Raw genomic sequence first — 24,581 nt, forward strand, 5'->3', positions numbered from 1 at the left:
AACGGAGCCACGGGCTGCGCGGTGAGCCCGGCTGGCGGGCCGGGCGCCGTGGGGCCGGGTGGCGCCGCGGGTGTCTCGTGCGGTCGAGGCGGTCGCGCTCGGATCGGTACCGGCCAGGTGCGTCGTGCGGTCGTGCGGCTGGGTCGCCGGAGGGGCGCAGGCAGCGGTTCGGCGTCGCCGCCGCGCTACCGGGACGGCGGACGGCGCGGCCCCTCTACGGGCCGCCCCGAGCCACGGGCTCCGAGCCACGGGCGCGGAACCGTCGGTGCGGGCGCCGAGCCCTTGGCCGGCCTGCTTCAGCGGCGGGCGCCGGGCTGCTGGGACGGCGTGGGACACAGCCCCTCTACGGGTCACGAGCTGTGAGCCACGGGCCTGGGCCCCGAACCACGAGCCGGTTGGTGCGGGGCGCCGCCCCCTCGGCCTGCCTGGTTCAGCCGCGGGCGCCGCGCAGCTCTGAGAGGACCGCGTCCGTGAACGGCGGCCAGGCTTCGACGGCCCAGGGGCCGAACGCCCGGTCCGTCAGCGCCACGCACGCCGCCCGGGCGTCCGGGTCGACCCAGAGGAACGTCCCGGACTGGCCGAAGTGGCCGAAGGTGCGCGGCGACGAAGCGACACCCGTCCAGTGCGGCGACTTGCCGTCCCTGATCTCGAAGCCGAGCCCCCAGTCGTTCGGCTTCTGGTGGCCGTACCCGGGGAGGACACCGGTCAGTCCCGGGTGGACGACGGTCATGGCTTCCAGAACGGTACGCGGGTCCAGCAGGCTCGGTGCCTGGAGCTCCGCTGCGAACCGCACGAGGTCGTCGACCGTCGACACCCCGTCCTTCGCGGGCGAACCGTCCAACGTCGTCCGCGTCATGCCCAGCGGCTCCAGCACCGCCTCGCGCAGGTACTCCCCGAACGGGATGTCCGCGGCCTTCGCCACGTGGTCCGCCAGCACCTCGAACCCGGTGTTGGAGTAGATCCTCCGGGTGCCGGGGGGCGCCATGACCCGCTGTTCGTCGAACGCGACCCCCGAGGTGTGCGCCAGCAGATGGCGCACGGTGGAGCCCTCCGGCCCGGCCGGCTCGTCGAGTTCGACGGCGCCTTCCTCGTAGGCGACCAGTACCGCGTACGCCGCCAGCGGCTTGGTCACCGAAGCCAGCGGGAACCGCCGGTCCGTCGGGCCGTGGGATCCGGCCACCGTGCCGTCCGCGTGTACGACGGCCGCCGCGGCGGCGGGTACGGGCCAGTTATCGATCAACGCCAGGCTCTGCATGCCGTCGAGCGTACTTGCTCGCAGGGCGGCCCTTGCCTGGAGTGCACTCCAACCTCCTAGCGTGGACGACATGACGGTGATCGAGAGCACTCCGACGACCACCCCGCGCACCGACGTGTGCGCCGACCCACCACCTGCTCACCCCCGCCCCGACGGCCAAGACCGTTACACCATCAGCGAGGTCGCGGCCTGGACGGGACTCACCGCCCACACCCTGCGCTGGTACGAGCGCATCGGCCTCATGCCGCACGTCGACCGCTCCGCCACGGGGCAGCGCCGGTTCACCAACCGTGACCTGGACTGGCTCGTCCTCGTCGGCAAGCTGCGGCTGACCGGCATGTCCGTCGCCGCGATGGTGCGCTACGCCGATCTCGTACGCCGGGGCGAGCACACCTTCGACGAACGCCGCGAACTCCTGGAAGCCACTCGCAGAGACGTGCTCTCCCGCATTGCGGAACTGCAGGACACCCTCGCCGTCCTGGACTACAAGATCGACATCTACTCGGGCGCCGGCCGCGCCCAGGAAAGGCCCGACGCATGACCACGCACACCACCCGCCCCGCTCAGCGGATCGCCCAGGTCCGCCTCGGCACCGACGGCCCCCTGGTCGGCGTCCAGGGTCTTGGTGTCATGGGGATGAGCGAGTTCTACGGCGACACCGACGAGGCCGCCGCCCGCGACACCCTCGACGCCGCCTTGGAGGCCGGTGTCACGCTCCTCGACACCGCCGACATGTACGGCCGGGGCGCCAACGAGGAGTTCCTCGCCCCGTTCGTCGCCGCCCACCGCGACGAGATCACTCTGGCGACGAAGTTCGGCGTCGTCCGCGGCGACGACCCGGGGGCCCGGGGCATCAGCAACGACCCGACCTACATCCGGTCCGCCGTCGAAGGCAGTCTGCGCCGCCTCCGCGTCGACGTCATCGACCTCTACTACATGCACCGCCGCGACCCGGCCGTCCCCCTCGCCGAGTCCGTCGGTGCCATGGCCGAGCTGGTCAAGGAGGGCAAGGTCAGGTACCTCGGCTTGAGCGAGGTCACCGGAGCCGAACTGCGCGAGGCCCACGCCGTACACCCCATCGCCGCCCTGCAGTCCGAATGGTCGCTCTTCTCCCGCGACGTGGAACGCAGCGCGGTGCCCGCCGCCGCCGAGCTCGGCGTCGCCTTCGTCCCGTACTCCCCGCTCGGCCGCGGCTTCCTCACCGGATCCTTCACCGACGCGGCCACGGAGCTACCTGACGGGGACTTCCGCCGCAACCAGCCCCGCTTCTCCGGCGCCAACGCCCGCCGCAACGCCTCCCTCCTCGACCCCGTGCGCACCGTGGCGACCGCCCACAGCGCCACCCCCGCCCAGATCGCCCTCGCCTGGGTCCATCAGCAGGCCGCCGTCCACGGCCTGACCGTCGTGCCCATCCCAGGCACCCGCAAGCGCGGCCGGCTGCTGGAGAACACCGCCGCGACCCGCATCACCCTCACCGAGGCGGACCTCGCCCTGCTCGAACCCGTCGCGGCCCAGGTGGCCGGGGACCGCTACCCGGACATGTCCTCCACCTCCGCCGCCCGGGAGCTGTGACTTCCGCGGTCACGCCAGGCCCAGGGCGAAGACTGCGAACGCGGCCGCCAGGATGCCCGCCACCGCCCGGCGGCTCCTGGTGGCCCCCCGCCAGGGCCCCTCCAGCCGCCACGCCGGCCGGGCTATGAGGACGAGCAGGCCGGCGAACACCGGCAGCCACCCCGCCCGCGCCAGCAGCCAGCCCAGGGAGTCGGGGGCCGTGGTCAAGCCGGGTATCTCGCCGACGGTGAGCGACACCGGCACGGCAGCGGCCAGCATCGCTGTCTGATGCCAGCACAGCACCGTCATCGCCGACAGGTTCACCACCGCCACCGGCGCCCACAGGGCGGGCCTGCGCAGCAGGGCCGCGATACGGTCGCGCAGCAGGATCGCCGCCCCGCTCTGCGCCGCTGCCAGCGCCAGGACCAGCAGCGACGGCGGATGCGCGTTCGTGCGCGCCTCACCGGGAACACCGACCATCGACGCCGGATAGTGGAACACCGTCAGCAGCACCGCGAACAGCAGCGCGCCCCCCGCCAGGAGCACCCACGCATCCCGCCTGCCGAGCCGCCTTACGGCCCACGCCGCGCCCAACTGGTAGGCGAACAACCAGCCAGGCAGCAGGTTCAGCACACCTGCCCCGTCCGGCACGACCGTCGCGAGCGGTCCGTACCGCAGGAAGTCGACCACCGCGACGAACCCCAGCAGCGGTACCGCTGCCCAGCCACCTGCGGCGTCCGCCGCCCGCACGCAGTACGGGGTGAGCGCCGTCACCACCGTGTAGACGCCCACGAACCACAGGGGCTGGACGACCAGCGTCGCCGCGGTGCGCAGCGTGTCCTCCGGCACACCGAGCGCGAAGCCCACGACTATGAGCCCGGCCCACACCACCGTGACGCCCAGGACCGGACGGCCGAGCCTGATCACCCTGCCCCGCAACCACCGCCCCGTGCTGCCGGTACGGCGCCGGTAGGAGAGGGCCGACGCGTATCCGCCGACGAGGAAGAAGATCCCGAGCATCTGCAGCACCCAGCTGACCGGGGCCAGGAACGTCAGGGTCGACAAGGGGCTCGCGTTGTGCAGGGCGCCCTGCTCGTCCACGGTGAAGCCACCGACCAGCCAGTGCCCGACGGGCACCGCCAGCAGGGCGAGGGCTCTCAGCCCGTCGACGGCCCGGTCCCGGTGCGCCGGGGTCGTCCGCTCGATCCGCTCCACGAGGCTCATGCCGCGCCGCCTGTCTCAGCGATCGCGGCGAAGGCGCGCAGCGACGTCGTGTCCGGGGCGAAGTAGCCGGAGTGGCCCCGGGCGTCCCTCGCCGGGACGTACCGCGCGCCGAACTCCTCCGACGCCGGGTCGGTGCCGTGCCCGAGGCCGAGGAACCGTACGTTCGGCACCTTCCCGATCCAGTCGCTCGGGTCCTTCGCCGCCCACACCCGCGCGGACGTCCCCAGCGCCGTGACGTTGTCGGCGCGCATCCCGGGTGACCCGAACACCACGAGGTCCTTCGCCTTCAGGCGCGCCGCCGCCAGCCCGCACACCACGGAGCCGTAGCTGTGGCAGAAGACCGACGGCGTCGCGACGCCCTCCGCGGCGAGCCCGTCTCCGAACCGCACGAGCCGCTCCGCCCCCGCCTCGGCCAGCTCGCCCGTTGCCGCACCCAGACCCACCCCTTCGGGCGTCGTGTAGCCGACCCAGGCGATGACCGCCGTGCGCTCTTGGGTCGCGGTCCGCAACTGTCTCGCCATGCCGGCCGGTGTGCCGTACGGATTGCGGGGGTTGTCGTAGGAACCGGCGTCGATGTCGGCGCCCGGCACCACGACCGCCACCCGCCGACTGCGCTCCGGGTCCCCGAACACCTCCGCCACCAGGCCGCGCCCCCGCGGGTCGAACGCGAGGAGCCTGCGCCCCGCCAGATGCGCGAAGCGGCTGTCGCGGCGCACCGACAGGGCGTTGGCCTCGTACCGCAGTGCGAGCGGTACTCCGTCCAGGTTGCCGACGACCCCCGGGTGCCGCCGCAGCAGCACCCTTTCCTGGGGACCGGAGAGGCTCCTGAAGAACGCCGAGACCTCCGAGGGCGAGGCCGACTCCGGGTCGGGCAGTTCCAGGCCCAGGGACCGGTCCGCCCGCCAGGCGGCGCTGCCGGGCGGCGGCCCCGTCATCGGCTGCTGCGCCGTCCCGGAGGCCCATCCCGCGGTCCCGACCACCAACGCCGTCGCCAGCGCGGCTGCCTTCAGTGTCCTCCTGTAGCGGCGCATGACGCCCCCCGTTCCTGCCGTCCTCCGGTGTGACGTGGAGGAAGGTAGGGAGCGGAGACCTGAATGATCGTCACCCCACGGGGCCAACTGCGGTGTGATACCGGGGTAGGGGGTGGGTGAGGCCGACCGGCTCGCGGGAGCCCAGCCGTCGGGTCAGGTCGGCTCGCCGGGTGTGACCAGCCCGGACTCGTACGCGAAGACCACTGCCTGCGCCCGGTCCCGCAGCCCCAGCTTGGCCAGTACCCGACCGATGTGGGTCTTCACGGTCTGCTCCGCCAGGACCAGTCGCTCGGCGATCTCCTGGTTGGACAGGCCACGCGCGACCAGCTCCAGCACCTCGGTCTCACGCGGCGTCAACCCGTTCAGCCGCACCGACCGCGCACGGCGGGAGGCGGGGCGCTGCGCGGCGAAGTCCTCGATCAGACGCCGGGTCACCGAGGGGGCCAGGAGGGCCTCGCCCCCCGCCACGACCCGCACCGCGGAGATCAGATCGGCGGGCGGCGCGTCTTTCAGAAGGAACCCGGACGCACCGGCACGCAGGGCCTCGTACACGTAGTCGTCGACGTCGAAGGTGGTCAGCATCAGGACCTTCGGGCGGTGCGTCACCCCCGGCGGGGGGTTCAGCAACTCCCTTGCCGCGGCCAGCCCGTCCATTTCCGGCATGCGGACGTCCATCAGCACCACATCCGGATGCGAGGACCGACCGACCTCGACCCCTGCCCGGCCGTCCGGGGCTTCCCCGACCACGTCGATGTCGGGCTGGGCCGAGAGCAGTGCGGCGAACCCCGCCCGCACCATGGCCTGGTCGTCGACGATGATCACGCGGATGGTCACGGGGCTTCCTCCGTACGGTTCAGGGCAGCTTCGGGAACAGCGGAAGTCGCGCTGCCACCCGGAACCCTCCGTCCGGCAGCGGCCCGGTGTCGAGATTGCCGCCGATCAACCGTACGCGCTCCCGCATGCCCACCAGGCCGTGACCGGTCCCGGAGGACTCCAGCGGCGAACTCCGTTCTGTGGCAGGCCCGTTGACGACCAGGACGATCAGCCACTCCAGGTTCGGCGAGCGGGACACCGACACCCGTGTCCGGGCACCCGGCGCGTGCCGCACCACGTTGGCCAACGCCTCCTGCACGATCCGGTACGCGGACAGGTCGACCGCCTGCGGCACCTGGCCCAGTTCGGCCGCGAGCCGCAGCTCGACCGGCACACCGGCCCGTATGGTCGCCTCCACCAGCTGCTGCACCCGGTCGACGCCCGGTTGCGGGGCCCGCTCGCCCTCCGCGTTCTCGCTGCGCAGCACCGCCAGCAGCCGACGCATCTCGGTGAGCGATTCGCGCGCCGAGGCCGCGATCGCCGAGAACTCCTCGGACGCCACCGGTGGAAGGCCCTCGATCCTGTACGGCGCCGAATCGGCCTGGACCGTGATCACCGACATGTGGTGGGCCACCACGTCGTGCAGTTCCCGCGCGATCCGGGCCCGCTCCTCGAGCAGCGTCCTGCGGGCCCGCTCGGCCTCACTGATCGTCTCCTGCTCCACCAGCCGCCGCTGGGCATCGCCGTGTTCCCGCAGCATGCCCGTGACGAGGAGGATGACACCGCTCAGCACGAACATCAGCAAGTGGGTGTCCTGACCCGTCGACGAGGGCGCCAACCTGAACGCGAACCCTGCCGCACCGGTGACCAGCCAGACGCCGAGCAGAGTCCGGCGCTGCTCGCGCAGCCCCACGGCCAACATCAGTCCGGAGTAGCCGATCACGACCATGGGCGTCCACGGCCACGGCAGGCCGTGGAGATCGGAGGCGTCCATCGTCGCCAGCGCGCCGAGCACGTCGGCGGCGAAAACGATCCACCACGCCTGCAACGGCCGCGACACGGCCATCAGCAACGGGGCCGTCTGCGCGGTGGCCAGCACGCCGGCGACACCGCCGTTCACCCCGTAGGTGCCGATGAGGACGACGACGGTGACGGGCAGCAGCGAGGCGACCAGGGCCAGCGCCACCGCGTACGGCAGCAGGCGCATCCAGCGCGAGGTCGCCTGTCCGAGCAGCGCCGTCGCCGGGCCCGTCGGCGTCGACACCGCCGTCCCCAGCGCGTGCAGCACGTGACGGGCGGATCGACGCACACTGCGTGCCGTCCCGCCGATGGCGCCGGGCGTGCCCGGCTCACCGGGGCGACCTGGCGCCGGACTGCTCGGGGGCGTGTGGAGGCTGCTCATGGTGCCGCCAGCGTAGGCGCGCCACCTTCGGCACCGCGTCATACCGGGGAGCCAGTTCGCCACCCCTACCCCGGTATGACCCGCGCGACGGCCGTACCGGGCGGCGCGCGCCGCCGAGTCTGCACTGCCGGCCCGAGTAGCGCTCATCTCCAGCAGGCACCCTACGGCCTGCCCGTCCACGTCGGACGCCGTCGTACGTCCGGTCCTGCCCGCTCCCTGACTGGGAGGTCGCAGGACCGCACGGTACCCCCTACAGCTCCGCGAGCAGCTGCGCCTTCTTCGAAGCGAACTCCTCGTCGGTCACGAGACCTGCTTGGTACAGGTCCCCGAGGTGCCGGATACGGTCCGCGATGTCCGCAGGGTCGCAGCGCGCGGTGGCCACCCGAGCCGGCACCGGCACGGGCACCGCTGCGCCCGGTCTCCGTGACGCCTCCAGCACCGCCGCGGCGAACGGCAGCGACTCGTGCACCGGACCGTAACCGCGTCCGAACACGACTGCTGCCGGGTCCTGGTCGGGCTGAGGCTCGTACTCCTCCCGGCCCCGCAGCAGCAGCCGCAGGTGGCCGTCCGCGAGGTCCGGCGACCGCCATTCCACTCCGCTCAGCTCACTCACCGCGAAGGTCTGGTCGCCTGCCTTCCACTTCGTGGACGACGCGCCCGTCCAGAACCAGCGGAACACGACGGTCCTGCCGTCGAACGACGCCTTGCCGTCGTATGCCTTGAACTGCACCGGCGCCTCCGGCGCGCTGACCAGGAACCGCTCGGCCCGCTCGTCGCGGTCGGGGCCCAGCCGGGCCCGCAGACGGTCGGCGCAGTGCTCGGCGAGGGTCGCCTGGTTCGCGGGCAGCACCAGGCGGTACGGGTCGCAGCCTTCCTTCAGCTGGCCCGCGGCAGCATCCATCAGCGGGTCGGCACCCGCGCGCGGTACCGCATGCAGCACCACGGTGTCCCGCTTGCCAGGGGAGACGGCCACCGACGCCAGGGCTTCGTGGGGGATGCGTCTCTCGCGCAGCGCCTGGTACAGCTTCGGCGCGCGGATCCCCCGTTCGAAGCGGATGAGCACGGCGTCGGGTTCGAACTCCCAGGTGGCATGAATTCCGGCCAGCACATCACCCATGCGGCTCATCGTATGCGGCGTGCGCCCGCGCGTCGCCCCTGCAAGAGGTGCCGGAATGCGCGCCGCGCGCCGCGCTCTACGCGGGTCAGGCCGACTCGGTACCGAAAATTCCTCGTCTGCAGGCGTCGTCGGCATCCGCGCAGCGGAGGATGCCGTATGCGCCGACCCCTATCCCTGCGAGGTTGCGCACGCTGTCGGTGCCCGGCAGGAAGTAGCCGCCGTGCCCGCCCGCCCCGGAGGCGGACAGCCGTCTGGCGCCGAACTCCGGGGCGTTCGGATCAGGCCCGTGGCCCAGCCCCCCGACGTCCATGTGGGGCATGTCCGCGATCCAGTCCTCGGGGTCGAGCATGGTCCATACGCGCGCGTGGCCGCGGATGTCGGCCGCGCGCTCGGCCCGCATCCCGGGGCTTCCCGCCACGGCGATGTCGCTCACCCTGGACGGCAGCCGGCGGGCCGCCAGCCCGCACACGACGGAACCGTAACTGTGGCAGAGCCAGGCGACCCGCGCGTTCCCCGGCAGGCCCTCCGTCATGGCTACGAGCCGTTCGGCGCCCGACCGGGCGAGCCGCCCCGTGACCGCGTCCATGCCCACACCGGTCGGAGCGGTGTAGTCGGCCCACGCGATGACGGCGGTACGCACGCCCGGTGCTGCCGCCCGCTCGGCGGCGTACAGCGACTCGGCCATGCCGACCGGTGCCTCGTAGCGCCGCGCGGTCCTCTGGAAGGTGATCAGCGTCGTGTCCACGCCCGGGACGATCACCGAGACCCGCTCCGCCCGATCGAGATCACCGATGACTTCGGCGACGCGGCCGGTACCCGAGGGGTCGAAGGCGAGGATCCTGCGGTCCTCGCTCATGAGTCCGGAGAACCGGTGGACGCGGTGCGCGGCCTCCCGACGGCCTTCGGGGGAGAGTCGCTGGTCCTCGACGCGCAGCCGCTCCCTGGCCAGGGCCATGCCCAGCGACCGCCTGTTCGCCCGGTATCGCAGGTCAAGCGGTGCGCCGTTGAGGTTGCCGACGACCAGGGGGTGCCGTCGGGCGAGCCGCTGCCGATCGGCGGGCCCCAGGGAGGCGAAGAACGCGGCCACGGCACGCACCGAGGCGTCAGTCCCGGGGAGCGCGCGGCCGCCGACGCGTTCCGCACGCCAGCCGGCGACGGCCTCCGCCCAGGACCCGCCCGCACCTCCGACGGCCCCACGCGGTCGGTGTGCCGACGTCCAGCCGGTCGTCGCGAGGAGGACGAAGACCACCGCGAGGGCGAGGAGCGCGCGCCAGACGGTGAGCGTGGGGGAAGGCGGGAGGGGAGTCACTCCGGCACACCCTAGGAGACGGCGGCAACGACCCGCGGGCAGGGTGATGGAGATCACGGTTGGCTGTGACCGTCAGGGGAAAGGGGAGACCGCCTCCCGTCAGGCGCGGGAACCGGCGGTGCTCCTGAGGTCCGTGTGCCAGTCGGAAGCCAAGGCGGGGCCCAGGTGGTCGAGGTAGTCCTCGGTCAGCGTCCGGATCGCCTCAAGAGAGGTGTCTTCGCGGCGGCCCCACAACTGGCCGGTGACGCGCATGACGCCGCTGAAGGCGGCGACCGCGACCCGGGGTCGCGGGTCGCGGTCCACGTCGACGCCCTCCCGCTCCGCGATCAGTCGGGCCACGTTCTCCTCCATCTCGAAGGAGCGGCGCAGATGGACCGCGAGGAGCGCCGGTGTGGACTCGATGACCTGTAGCAACCGCAGGTAGTCCTCGATGGGGACGAGCTCTGTGATGGCCTCGCCGATGGTGTCCCAGGCTGCGAGCACGGAGTTGCGGAGCGCGTCGAACGGCCCCTCATGGGCGGGCCGCTCGTGCAGGGCCGCCGCGAAGTGCTGCTCCACCATGTGCTGAAGGGCGAAAGCCACCTCCTCCTTGCTGGCGAAGTAGCGGAAGAAGGTGCGCTGCGAGACCTCTACCGCGTCGACGATCTCGTCGATCGTTGTCTCCTCGTACCCCTGCGTCGTGAAGAGCTCCACCGCGGTGCGCAGCAGGGCGGCGCGGGTGCGCTGTTTCTTTCGCTCGCGCAGCCCCGCGGTGGACGCCTGCGTGTCGGCGGTCGGCGGCTCAGCCGTCACTTCATGACCCTCGTTTCACCGGATTTTCCCTGCTCAGCCTAGCTGTGAGCGAAGTGACAGTTACCGGCGTGTGAATTGCTTTGTCAATTGTCAGTCGCTGACTTTAGTCTCACGGTATGACTGGTCAGACCACCATCGAGAAGGCACCGAACGGCCCGGAACCGGTGCCTGTACCGGGCAAGGGGCTGCGCGGCCACCCCTGGGGCACCCTCCTCGCCGTGGCCGTCGGTGTGATGATGGTCGCGCTCGACGGCACCATCGTCGCCATCGCCAATCCGGCGATCCAGCGTGACCTCGGCGCGTCGCTGGCCGACGTCCAGTGGATCACCAACGGCTACCTGCTCGCCCTCGCCGTCGCGCTCATCACGGCGGGGAAGCTCGGCGACCGCTTCGGCCACCGCCAAACGTTCCTCATAGGCATAACCGGCTTCGCGGCGGCGTCCGCCGCGATCGGCCTCTCCGACACGATCGCCCTGGTCATCGCCTTCCGCGTGCTGCAGGGCCTGTTCGGTGCCCTGCTGATGCCCGCCGCGCTCGGCCTGCTGCGCGCCACCTTCCCGGCGGAGAAGCTCAACATGGCGATCGGCATCTGGGGCATGGTCATCGGTGCCTCGACGGCCGGGGGGCCGATCGTCGGCGGCCTGCTCGTCGAGCACGTGAGCTGGCAGTCGGTGTTCTTCATCAACGTGCCGGTCGGCGCGCTGGCGCTGGTGATGGGCCTGCTCATCCTCAAGGACCACCGGGCGCAGAACGCGCCGCGCTCCTTCGACCTGCTCGGCATCCTGCTGCTGTCCGCCGCGATGGCGTCCCTCATCTGGGGCATCATCAAGGCCGGCGAAAGCTGGGGCTGGGGCAGCCTCAACACCTGGGCGTTCCTGCTCGGCGCCCTTGTCCTCTTCGTTCTCTTCGCACTCTGGCAGACGCGGGTGCGGGAGCCGCTCGTCCCGCTGGGCCTGTTCCGTTCCGTCCCGCTCTCCGCGGGTGTGGTCCTCATGGTCCTCATGGCGTTCGCGTTCATGGGCGGCCTGTTCTTCGTGACGTTCTACCTCCAGGGCGTCAAGGACCTCAGCCCGGTGGACAGCGGCCTGCGGCTGCTGCCGCTGACCGCCATGATGATCGTGTCCTCTCCGTTGGCCGGCGCCCTCATCACCAGGTTCGGGCCGCGCATTCCGCTGGTCGGCGGCATGGTCTGCACCGCCTCAGCCATGTTCGGCATGCTCACCCTCACCTCGGAGACGGGCACGCTGGCCACGTCGCTGTGGTTCGCACTGCTGGGCCTCGGGCTCGCCCCGGTGATGGTGGGTGCCACTGAGGTCATCGTCGGCAACGCGCCGCTGGAGCTCTCCGGCGTGGCAGGCGGCCTGCAGCAGGCGGCCATGCAGGTCGGTGGCGCGCTGGGCACCGCCGTGCTGGGCGCAGTGATGTCCTCCAAGGTCAACGCCGAGTTCGGTGGCAACTGGCAGGCGGCGGGCATCCCCGTCCCGCCGGACCCCAGGCTGGAGCAAGCGGCGGAGTTCGGCATCGTCCCCGACGAACTGGCGCAGGCCCCGGGGATGACGCCGGAGGTCCTGGCCGCCATCACCAAGGTCATCCACGACACGTTCATGTCCGGCATGGGCCTGGCCTTCGCCGTCGCCGGCGGCGTCGCGGTCGTGGCCGCTCTCGTCGCCACCCTCACCAAAGCCGGGGCCAACGCGGGTACCGGCGGCGGAGTCCACATCTGACCCGCTGCACCAGACGCGCCGCGCCGCGCACTGTCGGCCCCGGGCCCGGCACACCCACGGTGTGCCGGGCCCGGGGCGTCTCGGCATCATCACCCGTACGAGTGGATCCGCCGGTGCCCCCTTCCCCCGGCCCATCACAGAGCGTCAAGCTATGGGAAGACTTCCAGTACGGAGAGTTACACACTCGGGGGTATCACCATCATGCGCTCTACTACCACGCGCACCACCACACGCACGGTTGTCACGGCTGCCGTCCTCACCGCGGGAGCCCTGGCCCTCACACTGCCCGCGGCGGTGGCCGCCCCGCCGGCCCTCGGTGCGTGCGGCAGCGGGCAGCTGTGCCTCTGGCAGAAAGAGGGATTCAAGGGCAAGCGGCTCACGTACGAACTTGCCGACACCGACATCGACAGTTGCGTCCCGCTCCCCGCCGGCACCAGCGCCGCCGCCGTCGCCAACAGGACCGGCCGGCCCGTCACGACCTACCAGTCCGCTACCTGCGCGGAGACCGGAGAGTTCGAGACCTATCCGGGCGGCGGCACCTGGGTGCCGCACTCGCCGTATCAGGTGCGAGCGTTCAAGATCTGGGAGAACTGACCGCCGCCCCACCGACCCGTTCCGGCGCGGGCCCGGCCGCTTGGTCCGGCAGCGGAGCGTCCGGCGGGGGCAGGGGCCGTGAGGCTGCGGTGCCCGGTTCTGACGAGAGCCGGGCCACCTCTGCCCGCAGTTCCCGCACCTCGTGGGTGAGCGCCTCCAGCAGTGCCGTCCTGTGGCGCTCCTCCACGTCGTCGCGCTCGAAGCGGGCGATGAACCATGCGGCGATGTTCGCGGTCACCACGCCGAGCAGAGCGATGCCCGACAGCATGAGCCCCACCGCCAGCAGCCTGCCGAGGCCGGTCGTCGGCGCGTGGTCGCCGTAGCCCACGGTCGTCATGGTCGTGAAGGACCACCAGACCGCGTCACCCAGCGTCTTGATATTCCCGTCCGGGGCGTCCCGCTCCACCTGGAGCACGGCCAGCGAGCCGAACATCATCAGCCCGGCCACGGAGCCCACCACGTACGTCGTCAGCCTGATCTGGGACGCCATCCGCGCCCGGCGCCCCACGAGCAGCAGTGTCGACACCAGCCGCAGCAGCCGCAGTGGCTGGATCAGCGGAAGCATGACAGCGAGGAGGTCGAGCCAGTGCGTCCGAACGAAATGCCACCGTGCGCGGCTCAGGCCCAGCCGGACGACGTAGTCGACGGCGAAGGCCCCCCAGACCAGCCACTCCACCACGGCGCAGAGCCGGTGAACCCAGGACGCCGCGTCCGTCGCCACGATCGGCACCGAGTACGCCACGGCGAACGCCAGCGCCAACGCCAGCAGCGGCCTCTGTGTACGCGCCTCCCACTGGACCTGCGCAGTCGCTTCCTTCATGCCGCGCATAGTAGAGGGGCGCGGCCAAGAGCCCGGACACCTGCCCGCCCGGACTCCCTGCCGCGCCCCGCAACCGCCGTCCCGGCGAAGGCGTCAGGCGTCGCCGCCGGCCGGACCGGGGTCGGCCGCCGTGACGTCGAGCAGCCGGTAGCGGTCCACCGCCTGCTTCAGCACCGAGCGGTCCACCTTGCCCTGCCGCGACAGCTCCGTGAGCACGGCCAGCACGATCGACTCGGCATCGATGTGGAAGTACCGCCGGGCCGCACCCCGGGTGTCCGCGAACCCGAAGCCGTCCGCACCGAGGGAGGTGTACGGGCCAGGCACCCAGCGGGAGATCTGGTCGGGAACCGACCGCATCCAGTCGGAGACGGCCACGAACGGGCCCTCGGCCCCCGACAGCTTCCGCGTCACGTACGGAACGCGGGCCTCTTCCTCCGGGTGCAGCAGGTTGTACTCCTCGGCCTGCACCGCGTCCCGGCGCAGTTCGTTCCACGACGTCGCCGACCACACGTCGGCCCGGACGTTCCACTCCTGTGCGAGGATCCGCTGTGCTTCCAGGGCCCACGGCACGGCGACCCCGGAGGCCATGATCTGCGCGGGAATCGTCCCCGACTCGCCCCTGCGGAACCGGTGGATGCCCTTGACGATCCCCTCGACGTCGACGTCGGCGGGCTCGGCCGGGTGCTGGATCGGCTCGTTGTACACGGTCAGGTAGTAGAAGACGTCCTCGCCGTGCGGGTGCTCCTCGGAGGACCCGTACATCCGGCGCAGCCCGTCCTTGACGATGTGGGCGATCTCGAACCCGAACGCCGGGTCGTAGGCGACGCAGGCCGGGTTCGTCGACGCCAGGAGCTGCGAGTGCCCGTCGGCGTGCTGAAGTCCTTCACCGGTCAGTGTCGTACGGCCCGCGGTCGCACCCAGGACGAAACCGCGCGCCAGCTGGTCCGCCATCTGCCAGAACTGGTCTCCGGTGCGCTGGAAACCGAACATCGAGTAGAAGACGTAGACCGGGATCAGCGGCTCGCCGTGCGTGGCATAGGCGGAGCCGGCCGCGATCAGGGACGCCGTGCACCCTGCTTCCGAGATGCCGTCATGCAGCATCTGGCCGGTCGGCGACTCCTTGTACGCCAGCAGCAGTTCGCGGTCCACGGCCTCGTACTGCTGCCCCAGCGGGTTGTAGATCTTGGCGCTCGGGAAGAACGAGTCCATTCCGAAGGTGCGGTACTCGTCCGGCGCGATCAGCACGAACCGCTTGCCGATCTCCTTGTCCCGCATCAGGTCCTTCAGCAGCCTGACGAACGCCATGGTCGTCGCGATCGACTGCTGGCCGGAGCCCTTCTTCATCGCCTCGTACGTCTTGTCGCCCGGCAGCACCAGCGGCTTCGACCGCAGCACCCGGGTAGGCACGTACCCGCCCAGCGAGGTGCGGCGGTCGTGCATGTACTGGATCTCCTCCGACTCCCGGCCCGGGTGGTAGTACGGCGGAAGTCCGGACTCCAGGGCGCTGTCGGAGATCGGCAGGTGCAGCCGGTCGCGGAACCGCTTGAGGTCGTCGACCGTGAGCTTCTTCATCTGGTGGGTCGCGTTGCGGCCCTCGAAGTTCGGGCCGAGCGTCCAGCCCTTGATCGTCTTGGCCAGGATCACCGTCGGCTGGCCCTTGTGGGCCCGGGCGGCCGCATACGCGGCGTAGATCTTCCGGTGGTCGTGACCGCCGCGGCCCAGGTGCAGGATCTGGTCGTCGGTCATCCCTTCCACCATGGCGCGCAACCGGTGGTCGCCGCCGAAGAAGTGGTCGCGGATGTAGGCGCCGGTCTCCGTCGCGTAGGTCTGGAACTGGCCGTCCGGCGTGGTGTTCATCTTGTTGACCAGGATCCCGTCCCGGTCCTGCGCCAGCAGCGGGTCCCAGGAACGGTCCCAGATCAGCTTGATCACGTTCCAGCCGGCGCCGCGGAACACCGACTCGAGTTCCTGGATGACCTTGCCGTTGCCGCGCACCGGGCCGTCGAGCCGCTGCAGGTTGCAGTTGACGACGAAGGTCAGGTTGTCCAGGCCCTCACGGGCGGCCAGCGTCAGCTGGCCCAGCGACTCCGGCTCGTCCATCTCGCCGTCACCGAGGAACGCCCACACATGGGACTGCGAGGTGTCGGCGATGCCACGGGCCTCCATGTACCGGTTCATGCGCGCCTGGTAGATCGCGCCGATCGGGCCGAGGCCCATGGAGACCGTCGGGAACTCCCAGAAGTCCGGCATCAGCCGCGGATGCGGATACGAGGACAGTCCGTAGGGGGCCTTCGACTTCTCCTGGCGGAAGCCGTCCAGGTGCTCCTCGGACAGCCGGTCCAGCAGGAACGCGCGCGCGTAGATGCCCGGCGACGCATGCCCCTGGAAGAAGATCTGGTCCCCGCCGTCCCCGCCGTCCTTGCCGCGGAAGAAGTGGTTGAAGCCCACGTCGTACAGGGATGCCGAGGACGCGAACGTGGCGATGTGGCCGCCGACGCCGACGCCCGGCCGCTGGGCGCGGGAGACCATGACGGCGGCGTTCCAACGGGTCGCGTTGAGGATGCGGCGTTCGATCTCCTCGTTGCCGGGGAAGAACGGCTCGTCCTTGGTGGCGATGGTGTTGACGTAGTCCGTGCTGCGCATCTCGGGCACGGCCACGCGCTTCTCGCGGGCCCGCTCGATCAGGCGGAGCATGAGGTAGCGGGCGCGCTCGCGGCCCCGCTCGTCGACGGCGGCGTCGAGGGAGTCGAGCCACTCACCGGTCTCTTCGGGATCGAAGTCCGGGACCTGGCTGGGAAGGCCGCCAATGATGATCGGGTTGCGATCGGATCCGGAAGCCACGCTGTTCCTTCGCTGCTCGGGTGCCTACGGGGATCGTGGTCCCGGGATGGACCGGGACGGGCGGGGTACGCGGGTCAGGGGTGGTGTGGAGTGTCGGCTTTGCGATCGGTCGCCACCATCGTCTACCCCTGGCGCCCGTACGTCATCTCTACTCATGGGTAACTCGCAGCTCCCGACCTGCTGCGACAGGCCGGGAGGGGATGCGGAGGCGCGCCGGGGGCCGTCCGCGGGAGCCCGGACGCACCTCCCGGAGAGCAACAGCCATACAACGCCCTAAAGTGGGTCAAGAGGTGTGGTGCATGTCACGAGCGCGATGGGTCGGGTGCTGTGTCTTGCGGCAGGACGGCCCTAAAAGTCACCGTTTCGGCGGTCTACGCCGCCGGGTACTTGCGCGATCCGCCCAGCACGTGTGGACTACGCCCCATGCCACGCGTACGCGCGCGGCTGGAGTACTTTCCCATTCATGATCAGGAGGCAAGCCGTGAGCGCGACCGCGGACCACGCGGAGACGAACCTGGCCGTAAGGCTGGGTTTCCAGCCCGACCAGGTGGTCCAGGAGATCGGCTACGACGAGGACGTCGACCAGGAGCTCCGCGAGGCCATTGAAGCGGCTACCGGCACAGAGCTCGTCGACGAGGATTACGACGACGTGGCCGACGCCGTGGTGCTCTGGTTCCGTGAGGACGACGGGGACCTGACCGACGCGCTGGTGGATGCCATCGCGTACATGGAGGAGGGCGGCAACATCCTGCTGCTCACCCCGAAGACCGGCCGCGACGGCTACGTCGAGCCGAGTGACATCGGTGAGGCCGCCACCACCGCGGGCCTGTCCCAGACCAAGAGCATCAGCGCGGGCAAGGACTGGGTCGGCAGCCGCCTGAGCACCCCCAAGGCGGCGGCGAAGAAGCGCTGACCGCCGCATCCCCGAGTCGAGAGGCCCCCGCCGAGCACATCTGCGGGGGCCTGGTGCGTAGGGTGGACCCCACGTGTCAGTCCACTGAAAGGGATGCGTGAGCCACATGGCGATCGAGGTCGGTACGAAGGCCCCGGACTTCGAACTGAAGGACAACCACGGGCGCACCGTGCGGCTCGGTGACTACCGCGGTGAGAAGAACGTCGTCCTGCTCTTCTACCCCTTCGCGTTCACCGGCGTCTGCACCGGCGAGCTGTGCGCCCTGCGCGACCAGCTGCCGCGGTTCGTCAACGACGACACGCAGCTCCTCGCCGTGTCCGCGGACTCCATGCACAGCCTCCGCGTCTTCGCCGAGGAGCAGGGCCTGGAGTACCCGCTGCTGTCCGACTTCTGGCCGCACGGCGAGGTCTCCCGGGCCTACGGCGTGTTCGACGAGGACAAGGGCTGCGCCGTCCGCGGCACCTTCATCATCGACAAGGACGGCGTCGTCCAGTGGAGCGTCGTCAACGCGCTGCCCGACGCCCGCGACCTGAACGAGTACGTCAAGGCGCTCGAAGCCCTCTGAACGGCCCGCGCCCCCAGGCCCGCGCGACCGCCGGGAGCCGACACTCCGGCCCTGCCGGTCAAGAGCCTGCCGGCGGCGGGAACCCGTTACTAGGATCCATTCGTTGATCCGATGCCAACGCACGACGGGGGCGCTGCCCCTGGAAACCAATGGAGGGACTCGTGGGAGTCAGCCTCAGCAAGGGCGGCAACGTCTCGCTGACCAAGGCCGCGCCCAACCTGACCGCCGTCACCGTCGGTCTCGGCTGGGACGTCCGCACCACCACCGGTACGGACTTCGACCTGGACGCCAGTGCCCTGCTGCTCAACGCCCAGGGCAAGGTCGCCGTCGACGGCAACTTCGTCTTCTTCAACAACCTGAAGAGCGCCGACGGTTCGGTCGAGCACACCGGGGACAACCTCACCGGTGAGGGCGAGGGCGACGACGAGCAGATCAAGGTCAGCCTCGCCACCGTCCCGGCCGACGTCGACAAGATCGTCTTCCCGGTCTCGATCTACGACGCCGAGACCCGCCAGCAGTCCTTCGGCCAGGTCCGCAACGCGTTCATCCGCGTGGTGAACCAGGCCAACAACGAGGAGCTGGCGCGCTACGACCTCAGTGAGGACGCCTCGACGGAGACCGCGATGGTCTTCGGCGAGCTGTACCGCCACGGCGCGGAGTGGAAGTTCCGCGCCATCGGCCAGGGGTACGCCTCCGGCCTGCGCGGCATCGCGCAGGACTTCGGCGTCAACGTCTGAGCCGCCGCGATCCCCGTCCGGCGCCGCATCGCGCGGCGCCGGACGAGCCCCTCTCCCCGCGGCCGGTGCAAGGACGCCGGCAGCGGGGCACGATGAGGGCGAACACCACGCGACGCACCGCACGGGGGGCACCGCACGGGCAGAGGGTGCACGCACGCCTTGCGCACCGGCGTCACATGGATGTACGACATGCAGCACGTCATCGGGGAGGAACATCTCATGGGCGTCACGCTCGCCAAGGGAGGCAACGTCTCCCTCTCCAAGGTCGCACCTGATCTGACCCAGGTCATGGTCGGACTCGGCTGGGACGCACGCTCCACCACCGGAGCACCTTTCGACCTCGACGCCAGCGCTCTTCTCTGCCAGGCCGGCAGGATCCTCGGCGACGAGTGGTTCGTCTTCTACAACAACCTCGTCAGCCCGGACGGCTCCGTGCGGCACACCGGGGACAACCTCACGGGCGAGGGCGACGGCGACGACGAGTCGCTGATCGTCGACCTCGACATGGTTCCCGCCCACTGCGACAAGATCATCTTCCCGGTCTCGATCCATGAGGCCGACAACAGGGGGCAGACGTTCGGGCAGGTCAGCAACGCGTTCATCCGCGTCGTGAACCAGGCCGACGGTCAGGAGCTGGCCCGCTACGACCTCACCGAGGACGCCTCCACGGAAACCGCGATGATCTTCGGTGAGCTCTACCGGTACGGCGGCGAATGGAAGTTCCGGGCGGTGGGCCAGGGGTACGCGTCCGGGCTCCGCGGCATCGCTCTAGACTTCGGGGTCAATGTCGCGTAAAGCCAGTTTCAGGGTTCGTTCACGGCCCGGCGAACTCTGCGCGGAGCAGCCTGGTCCAGGGCCCCTCCGCGGAGTCATGTCCGGGAGGACCCCCGACACGATTGGGTAGCCAGTGGTTCTGAAAACCTTCGGGTGGTCGTTCGCCGTCACGGCGGGCGGCCTTGCCTTCGCCGCCTGGGCGTGGGGGTGGGAGGCGTTCGGGATCGTCCTGATCCTGTCCATCCTTGAGATCTCCCTCTCCTTCGACAACGCGGTCGTCAACGCCGGAATCCTCAAGAAGATGAACGCCTTCTGGCAGCGCATCTTCCTGACCATCGGCATCCTGATCGCGGTCTTCGGAATGCGGCTGGTCTTCCCCGTCGTGATCGTCGCCGTCAGCGCCAGCGTCGGCCCGATCGAAGCCGTCCAGCTGGCGCTGGACAAGCCCGACCAGTACGAGGATCTCGTCACCGACGCGCACGCGGCCATCGCGGCGTTCGGCGGAATGTTCCTCTTGATGATCTTCCTCGACTTCATCTTCGAAGAGCGCGAGTTCACCTGGCTGACCTGGCTGGAACGCCCCCTGGCGAAGCTCGGCAAGGTCGACATGCTGTCGGTCTGCATTGCCCTGATCGTCCTGCTCGGCAGCGCGCTCACGTTCGCCACGCACGCCCACACCAGCACCGGAGCCGTGGACAAGTCGGCGACCGTCCTGCTGTCCGGTGTCGCGGGCCTCGTCACATACCTGATCGTCGGGGGCCTGTCCGGCTTCTTCGAGAACAAGCTGGAGGAGGAAGAGGAGCGCGAGCACGAGGAGGAGGAGCAGGCGCAACGCGAGGGCAAGCCGGTCTCCGCTGTGGGGCTGGCGGGCAAGGCGGCCTTCTTCCTGTTCCTGTACCTGGAGGTCCTGGACGCCTCGTTCTCCTTCGACGGCGTCATCGGCGCCTTCGCCATCACCAACCACATCTTCTGGATGGCGCTCGGCCTCGGTATCGGTGCCATGTACGTCCGCTCGCTCACGGTCTACCTGGTCCGCCAGGGCACCCTCGACGAGTACGTGTACCTGGAGCACGGCGCTCACTACGCGATCGGCGCGCTTGCCGCGATCCTGCTCGTCACCATCCAGTACGAGGTCAACGAGATCATCACCGGTCTCCTGGGCGTCCTCCTCATCGGGGCTTCGTTCCTGTCGTCGGTCCGCCGCAACAGGTCCCTCGCCCTGGCCGAGGGGAAGGCCGAGGGCCCGGACGACAAGGCGAAGGTCTCCTCCGGCGTCTGAGGCCGCCGACGCGGCGCCGCCGGTGTGACGACCGCTGCGTCACACCGGGGTGTGACCGCCCCGGCAATGCGGAACGCTTCTGGGCGGGGCGGCCGGGTGGTCCCGGCCGCCCCGTCGCGTATCCGTAGGACATGGGGGTGGAACATGGGATTGCTGGACGGTCTCCGACCGAACCGCGCGGCGCAGTTCGACATGGGCGGCGCGTCGAGCAACACGATCGGCCTCACCAGCCGCCGGCCGACCGTCTCACTGACCAAGCAGGGCGCCGCGACCGGCAACCTCCGCGTCAACCTGTCCTGGCAGATGCGGACGTCCGACCTGGGGGGGAGGTCACGGCAGAGCGGACGCCTGCTGCGGCACCCCCTCAAGCTGTTCCAGCCGGAGCCCATCCAGGCGCACACGCAGGGCATGGCGACCGTGGACCTCGACATCGGCTGCCTGTACGAGCTCGCCGACGGCAGCAAGGGCGTCGTCCAGCCGCTGGGCGGCCACTTCGGCGATCTGAACGAACCGCCGTACGTCAAGCTCACGGGGGACGACCGGTTCGGTTCGGGGTCAGGCGAGACGATCTTCGTCAACCTCGACCACCGCGACTCCATCAAGCGCCTGCTGTTCTTCGTCTACATCTACGACCAGACCCCGGCCTTCGACCGCACCCACGCCACGATGACTCTGTTCCCGAGCAGCGGGCCCCGTATCGAGATAGCACTCGACGAACGCGCCCCCGAGGCGCGTTCCTGCGCCGTGTTCCTGCTGGAGAACGTCAAGGGCGACCTGCTGGTCCGGCGCGAGGTGCAGTTCGTCTACGGCTTCCAGGGCGAGCTGGACCGGATGTACGGGTGGGGCATGCAGTGGGGGCGCGGCTTCAAGCCGACCAAGGCGTGAACACCGGCGGGGTGGGTGGCCGGCCCGTTCCACGGAGACCGGGCGCGGCACCGCCACCGCGCGGCACCACCGCCACGGGGCACCGGGACCGGGCGGACCCGGCCCCCGTACGGGCAGCAAGGCGGCGTGCGGAACTGCTGCGTGCGGCGGCTCCCGTGGTGGCGGTGCGTGCCGGCACGTGGCCGTTCCCCACCGTGGTCCCGGCGGCCCAGCACTCTCAGAGACGAAGGAACTGCGGTCCCATGGGCGGCAACAGGAACTGCGGATCCGGGGCGGGCGCCCCCGTGACCGGGCCCGGTCCCGCTGCCGGCTGCGGATATCCGTAGCCGGGCTGCGGCGAGCCGTGCGGAGGCGCCGACGTGGGCTGGGGGTAGCCGTACGCCGGTGGGGCCGCCGCCGCGGCGGCGTGCGGGTAGCCGTACGCGGGCGGCGCCGTCGGCATGGGCGGAACGTCCGGCAGCGGGGCTGCCGGCGCCGGTGGGCGGGCGGGGAGGGCGGCGGTGGCGTCGTCCGGCGTCGCCGCGGGCGTTGTGGCGGCCCCGCCGGTCCCGGTGTCGGCGGCAGCGCCGGGACCGGGGTCCGACCGGCCGGCGTCCGGGAGGCCCGAGGTGCTTTCCTCGCCCGCCGCGGCAAGGGACGCGTCCGTGGAGGCGGTCGCGCCCTCCTCCTCGCTCTCCTCCACCGAGATGCCGAACGCCGTGGCCAGTCCGATCAACCCCGTCGGGTAGCCCTGACCCACGGCCCGGAACTTCCAGCCCTCGCCCCGGCGGTACAGCTCGCCGCAGATGATGGCTGTCTCCTCACCCGTCTCCGGCCGCACCTCGAACACCGCGAGCGGCCCGGCGCCCTCGACGCCGGGATCGGCGGCTGCGTCGTACACCTCGATCCTGAGGTCCGGTACGTGCGCGAACGTGTCCCCGTCGGAGGAGGCGGCCAGCACGATCTGGTCCACCGACGCGTCGAGCCCCGACAGGTCCGCCCTGACCGTGTCCGTCAGCCCGTCCTCCACCCGCTTCTTCGGCAGGTGCCGCACCAGTCCGGAGGGGTGGCGCGGCTGGTTGTAGAAGACGAAGTCCTCGTCGGAACGCACTCGCCCGTCGGGGCCGAGCAGCAGGGCCGAGGCGTCCACGTCCGGGACCCCCGGGCCAGGTGTCCACCGCAGCACGGCCCGCACGGCCGCGGTGTCGAGCGGGACGTTCGAGCCCTTCAGCATCGTGTGCGTCATGGGCGTCATCCTGCCTGGCCGCCACCCCGGCGGACAACGCGGGGCCGTACGGCGGCCGGCTCTCTGTCCGCCCCATGCCGCGGTGGGTCCGCTTCCGCGCCTCCTGCCGAGGGCGGGCCGCGACCCGCCCCGCGCCGACGTCGGTCCGCCTCGCCGCCCCGTGCCGCAGTCGGGTCGTGACCGGGTCCGTTCTTACCGCGGTCAGGCCGGTCTCCTCGCCCAGCGGTGGTCGGGCCGTCCGCTGGGCGCGCCGCGGTGGACGGACCGCCTTCCGCCGTACCTGGCTGTGCGCCTCCCGCCGCCCCGGGACCGGGCCGCCTCGCCGACCGGCCAGGGTCGCACGGGTTGCCTGCCCGCCCCGCCCCGGCCGCATGGCCGGGGTCGCCGACCCCGCCTCGCGCGTGCGGTCCGGCGACATACGGTGTTCACGTCACCGGGGAACCGGCGACACCTCCTCCTACGTACTATTACCGGCCACACATCATCAGAGCGATCCAGACACCACGACCAGAACGCCACCGCCGTACGGGGACACCGCATGCGTCATTTCGGGCATATCTCTGCCGCTGCCCGTGCCGGGCTCTTCCATCGGCAGCCCTGCGTCTTCGACGCCGCCTCCCCGGCGTCGCTCCTCTCGGTGGCCCTCGGAGCGACCCTCTACAGCCCCGCCACCCGCCCCCACCTGGCGGACGACATCCTGAAGCAGGTCGCGCGGGGTGTCGTGTCCATGGTTCTCTGCCTGGAGGACTCGATCGGCGACGGCGACGTCGAAGCCGCCGAGGCGAACCTCGTCCACCAGCTCACCGACCTGGCAGCGCGGGACGCCGAACGGCCGCTGCTCTTCGTCCGTGTCCGCGATGCCGCGCAGATCACGGACCTCACCAGGCGCCTCGGCCCCGCCGTGCGGCTGCTGTCCGGGTTCGTGCTGCCCAAGTTCACCGAGAAGCACGGCACACCCTTCCTGGAAGCCCTCGCCCAGGCGGAGGCGGACCCCGCCACGGCCGACGCGCTCGCCGGGCGGCCCCTCTACGCCATGCCCGTGCTGGAGTCCCCGGAACTGCTCCACCTGGAATCCCGCGTCGACACCCTCGCCGGAATCGCCCGCTCCGTCACCGCGCACCGCGACCGCGTCCTCGCGCTCCGCCTCGGCGTCACCGACTTCTGCTCGGCGTACGGGCTGCGCCGCTCACCCGACATGACCGCGTACGACGTGCAGATCGTCGCCCACGTCATCGCGGACGTCGTCAACGTCCTCGGGCGCGCCGACGGCAACGGCTTCACCATCACCGGGCCCGTGTGGGAGTACTTCCGCCTCCAGGAGCGCATGTTCAAGCCCATGCTGCGTCGCAGCCCCTTCATGGAGGGCCGGGCCGACGAGCTGCGGACCGCGCTCATCGAACACGACCTGGACGGCCTGCTGCGCGAGATAGAACTCGACCGCGCCAACGGCCTCCTCGGCAAGACCTGCATCCACCCGTCCCACGTCCAGCCCGTGCACGCGCTCTCGGTCGTCAGCCACGAGGAGTACAGCGACGCCCAGGACATACTGCACCCCGGACGCAACGGCGGCGGGGTCATGCGTTCCGCCTACACGAACAAGATGAACGAGGTGAAGCCGCACCGCGCCTGGGCCGAGCGCACCCTCCGCCGCGCGGAGGTGTTCGGCGTCGCCAAGTCGGACGTCGGGTTCGTCGACCTGCTCGCGGCGGGCCTGGCAGTGCCGTGAGAAC

The 24,581-nt window shown here is 70.9% G+C and carries 22 protein-coding genes; 11 read left to right on the plus strand and 11 right to left on the minus strand.

Features of this window, described 5'->3' with window-relative positions; genetic code table 11:
- Nucleotides 1-430: 430 nt before the first annotated feature.
- Entirely contained in the window at nucleotides 431-1,255 is an 825-nt protein-coding gene (locus tag BJP40_RS18950; protein WP_071281363.1) for a serine hydrolase, read from the minus strand.
- 70 nt (nucleotides 1,256-1,325) lie between these two features.
- Between BJP40_RS18950 and BJP40_RS18955 the strand changes: the two genes are divergently transcribed.
- Nucleotides 1,326-1,796 (plus strand): MerR family transcriptional regulator, encoded by a 471-nt coding sequence (locus BJP40_RS18955; protein WP_071272453.1) that lies wholly within the window; start codon nucleotides 1,326-1,328, stop codon nucleotides 1,794-1,796.
- Entirely contained in the window at nucleotides 1,793-2,827 is a 1,035-nt protein-coding gene (locus tag BJP40_RS18960; RefSeq protein ID WP_071281364.1) for an aldo/keto reductase, read from the plus strand. Before BJP40_RS18955 ends, BJP40_RS18960 begins: the two co-directional genes overlap by 4 nt.
- A 9-nt stretch (nucleotides 2,828-2,836) precedes the next feature.
- Here the strand turns inward: BJP40_RS18960 and BJP40_RS18965 are convergent, their stop codons facing one another.
- From BJP40_RS18965 to BJP40_RS18995, 7 genes are all read right to left on the minus strand, one after another.
- A complete protein-coding gene (locus tag BJP40_RS18965; protein WP_071281365.1) occupies nucleotides 2,837-4,030 on the minus strand; it encodes an acyltransferase in 1,194 nt (397 codons plus the stop codon).
- Nucleotides 4,027-5,061: an alpha/beta hydrolase gene (locus BJP40_RS18970; RefSeq protein ID WP_071281366.1), complete on the minus strand. Its 1,035-nt coding sequence runs from the start codon at nucleotides 5,059-5,061 to the stop codon at nucleotides 4,027-4,029. The genes BJP40_RS18965 and BJP40_RS18970 overlap by 4 nt, the downstream gene beginning before the upstream one ends.
- 153 nt (nucleotides 5,062-5,214) lie before the next feature.
- Nucleotides 5,215-5,895, minus strand: coding sequence for a response regulator transcription factor (locus BJP40_RS18975; RefSeq protein ID WP_071281367.1), 681 nt, complete (start codon nucleotides 5,893-5,895; stop codon nucleotides 5,215-5,217).
- Nucleotides 5,896-5,914: 19 nt separating this feature from the next.
- The gene (locus tag BJP40_RS18980; RefSeq protein WP_079171284.1) at nucleotides 5,915-7,276 is read right to left on the minus strand and encodes a sensor histidine kinase; all 1,362 of its coding nucleotides are present in this window, start codon (nucleotides 7,274-7,276) and stop codon (nucleotides 5,915-5,917) included.
- 250 nt (nucleotides 7,277-7,526) lie between these two features.
- Nucleotides 7,527-8,393, minus strand: a complete 867-nt coding sequence (locus tag BJP40_RS18985) for a DUF4429 domain-containing protein (RefSeq protein ID WP_177204420.1) — start codon at nucleotides 8,391-8,393, stop codon at nucleotides 7,527-7,529.
- A gap of 85 nt (nucleotides 8,394-8,478) precedes the next feature.
- Complete coding sequence (locus tag BJP40_RS18990; RefSeq protein ID WP_071281370.1) at nucleotides 8,479-9,702, minus strand: alpha/beta hydrolase; 1,224 nt, start codon at nucleotides 9,700-9,702, stop codon at nucleotides 8,479-8,481.
- Between the two features lie 99 nt (nucleotides 9,703-9,801).
- Nucleotides 9,802-10,494, minus strand: a complete 693-nt coding sequence (locus tag BJP40_RS18995) for a TetR/AcrR family transcriptional regulator (protein WP_071281371.1) — start codon at nucleotides 10,492-10,494, stop codon at nucleotides 9,802-9,804.
- Between the two features lie 116 nt (nucleotides 10,495-10,610).
- Between BJP40_RS18995 and BJP40_RS19000 the strand changes: the two genes are divergently transcribed.
- Both BJP40_RS19000 and BJP40_RS19005 read left to right on the plus strand, forming a co-directional pair.
- Nucleotides 10,611-12,218, plus strand: a complete 1,608-nt coding sequence (locus tag BJP40_RS19000; protein ID WP_071281372.1) for an MFS transporter — start codon at nucleotides 10,611-10,613, stop codon at nucleotides 12,216-12,218.
- A 201-nt stretch (nucleotides 12,219-12,419) separates the two neighbouring features.
- Nucleotides 12,420-12,812 (plus strand): peptidase inhibitor family I36 protein, encoded by a 393-nt coding sequence (locus tag BJP40_RS19005; RefSeq protein WP_071281373.1) that lies wholly within the window; start codon nucleotides 12,420-12,422, stop codon nucleotides 12,810-12,812.
- Here the strand turns inward: BJP40_RS19005 and BJP40_RS19010 are convergent.
- On the minus strand, nucleotides 12,793-13,632 hold the full coding sequence (locus BJP40_RS19010; RefSeq protein WP_079169444.1) for a potassium channel family protein: 840 nt from the start codon (nucleotides 13,630-13,632) through the stop codon (nucleotides 12,793-12,795). The genes BJP40_RS19005 and BJP40_RS19010 overlap by 20 nt on opposite strands.
- A gap of 93 nt (nucleotides 13,633-13,725) precedes the next feature.
- Complete coding sequence (gene aceE, locus BJP40_RS19015; RefSeq protein ID WP_071281374.1) at nucleotides 13,726-16,473, minus strand: pyruvate dehydrogenase (acetyl-transferring), homodimeric type; 2,748 nt, start codon at nucleotides 16,471-16,473, stop codon at nucleotides 13,726-13,728.
- 481 nt (nucleotides 16,474-16,954) lie between these two features.
- Between aceE and BJP40_RS19020 the strand changes: the two genes are divergently transcribed.
- From BJP40_RS19020 to BJP40_RS19045, 6 genes are all read left to right on the plus strand, one after another.
- Complete coding sequence (locus tag BJP40_RS19020) at nucleotides 16,955-17,386, plus strand: DUF3052 domain-containing protein (protein WP_071271007.1); 432 nt, start codon at nucleotides 16,955-16,957, stop codon at nucleotides 17,384-17,386.
- A 106-nt stretch (nucleotides 17,387-17,492) separates the two neighbouring features.
- A complete protein-coding gene (locus tag BJP40_RS19025) occupies nucleotides 17,493-17,951 on the plus strand; it encodes a peroxiredoxin (RefSeq protein WP_071271010.1) in 459 nt (152 codons plus the stop codon).
- A 161-nt stretch (nucleotides 17,952-18,112) separates the two neighbouring features.
- Nucleotides 18,113-18,688, plus strand: a complete 576-nt coding sequence (locus BJP40_RS19030) for a TerD family protein (RefSeq protein WP_071271031.1) — start codon at nucleotides 18,113-18,115, stop codon at nucleotides 18,686-18,688.
- A 219-nt stretch (nucleotides 18,689-18,907) separates the two neighbouring features.
- Entirely contained in the window at nucleotides 18,908-19,483 is a 576-nt protein-coding gene (locus tag BJP40_RS19035) for a TerD family protein (protein WP_071281390.1), read from the plus strand.
- A 112-nt stretch (nucleotides 19,484-19,595) separates the two neighbouring features.
- Complete coding sequence (locus tag BJP40_RS19040) at nucleotides 19,596-20,741, plus strand: DUF475 domain-containing protein (protein WP_071271013.1); 1,146 nt, start codon at nucleotides 19,596-19,598, stop codon at nucleotides 20,739-20,741.
- Between the two features lie 144 nt (nucleotides 20,742-20,885).
- Nucleotides 20,886-21,626, plus strand: coding sequence for a Tellurium resistance (locus BJP40_RS19045; protein ID WP_071281375.1), 741 nt, complete (start codon nucleotides 20,886-20,888; stop codon nucleotides 21,624-21,626).
- Between the two features lie 217 nt (nucleotides 21,627-21,843).
- On the opposite strand, the gene BJP40_RS19050 is transcribed toward BJP40_RS19045, so the two are convergent.
- Complete coding sequence (locus BJP40_RS19050; RefSeq protein WP_071281376.1) at nucleotides 21,844-22,860, minus strand: TerD family protein; 1,017 nt, start codon at nucleotides 22,858-22,860, stop codon at nucleotides 21,844-21,846.
- 529 nt (nucleotides 22,861-23,389) lie between these two features.
- On the opposite strand from BJP40_RS19050, the gene BJP40_RS19055 reads away from it, so the two are divergent.
- Nucleotides 23,390-24,577, plus strand: a complete 1,188-nt coding sequence (locus BJP40_RS19055) for an HpcH/HpaI aldolase/citrate lyase family protein (RefSeq protein ID WP_071281377.1) — start codon at nucleotides 23,390-23,392, stop codon at nucleotides 24,575-24,577.
- Nucleotides 24,578-24,581: the final 4 nt, after the last annotated feature.

It is taken from the genome of Streptomyces sp. CC53 (genome assembly GCF_001865245.1).
In the GTDB taxonomy this organism is placed as follows: domain Bacteria; phylum Actinomycetota; class Actinomycetes; order Streptomycetales; family Streptomycetaceae; genus Streptomyces.

Coding starts and splice junctions, on each gene's coding strand:
- BJP40_RS18950 (WP_071281363.1), bottom strand. CDS start 1,255: ATGCAGAGCCTGGCGTTGATCGATAACTGGCCCGTACCCGCCGCCGCG.
- BJP40_RS18955 (WP_071272453.1), top strand. CDS start 1,326: ATGACGGTGATCGAGAGCACTCCGACGACCACCCCGCGCACCGACGTG.
- BJP40_RS18960 (WP_071281364.1), top strand. CDS start 1,793: ATGACCACGCACACCACCCGCCCCGCTCAGCGGATCGCCCAGGTCCGC.
- BJP40_RS18965 (WP_071281365.1), bottom strand. CDS start 4,030: ATGAGCCTCGTGGAGCGGATCGAGCGGACGACCCCGGCGCACCGGGAC.
- BJP40_RS18970 (WP_071281366.1), bottom strand. CDS start 5,061: ATGCGCCGCTACAGGAGGACACTGAAGGCAGCCGCGCTGGCGACGGCG.
- BJP40_RS18980 (WP_079171284.1), bottom strand. CDS start 7,276: ATGAGCAGCCTCCACACGCCCCCGAGCAGTCCGGCGCCAGGTCGCCCC.
- BJP40_RS18985 (WP_177204420.1), bottom strand. CDS start 8,393: ATGGGTGATGTGCTGGCCGGAATTCATGCCACCTGGGAGTTCGAACCC.
- BJP40_RS19000 (WP_071281372.1), top strand. CDS start 10,611: ATGACTGGTCAGACCACCATCGAGAAGGCACCGAACGGCCCGGAACCG.
- BJP40_RS19005 (WP_071281373.1), top strand. CDS start 12,420: ATGCGCTCTACTACCACGCGCACCACCACACGCACGGTTGTCACGGCT.
- BJP40_RS19010 (WP_079169444.1), bottom strand. CDS start 13,632: ATGAAGGAAGCGACTGCGCAGGTCCAGTGGGAGGCGCGTACACAGAGG.
- BJP40_RS19025 (WP_071271010.1), top strand. CDS start 17,493: ATGGCGATCGAGGTCGGTACGAAGGCCCCGGACTTCGAACTGAAGGAC.
- BJP40_RS19035 (WP_071281390.1), top strand. CDS start 18,908: ATGGGCGTCACGCTCGCCAAGGGAGGCAACGTCTCCCTCTCCAAGGTC.
- BJP40_RS19045 (WP_071281375.1), top strand. CDS start 20,886: ATGGGATTGCTGGACGGTCTCCGACCGAACCGCGCGGCGCAGTTCGAC.
- BJP40_RS19050 (WP_071281376.1), bottom strand. CDS start 22,860: ATGACGCCCATGACGCACACGATGCTGAAGGGCTCGAACGTCCCGCTC.
- BJP40_RS19055 (WP_071281377.1), top strand. CDS start 23,390: ATGCGTCATTTCGGGCATATCTCTGCCGCTGCCCGTGCCGGGCTCTTC.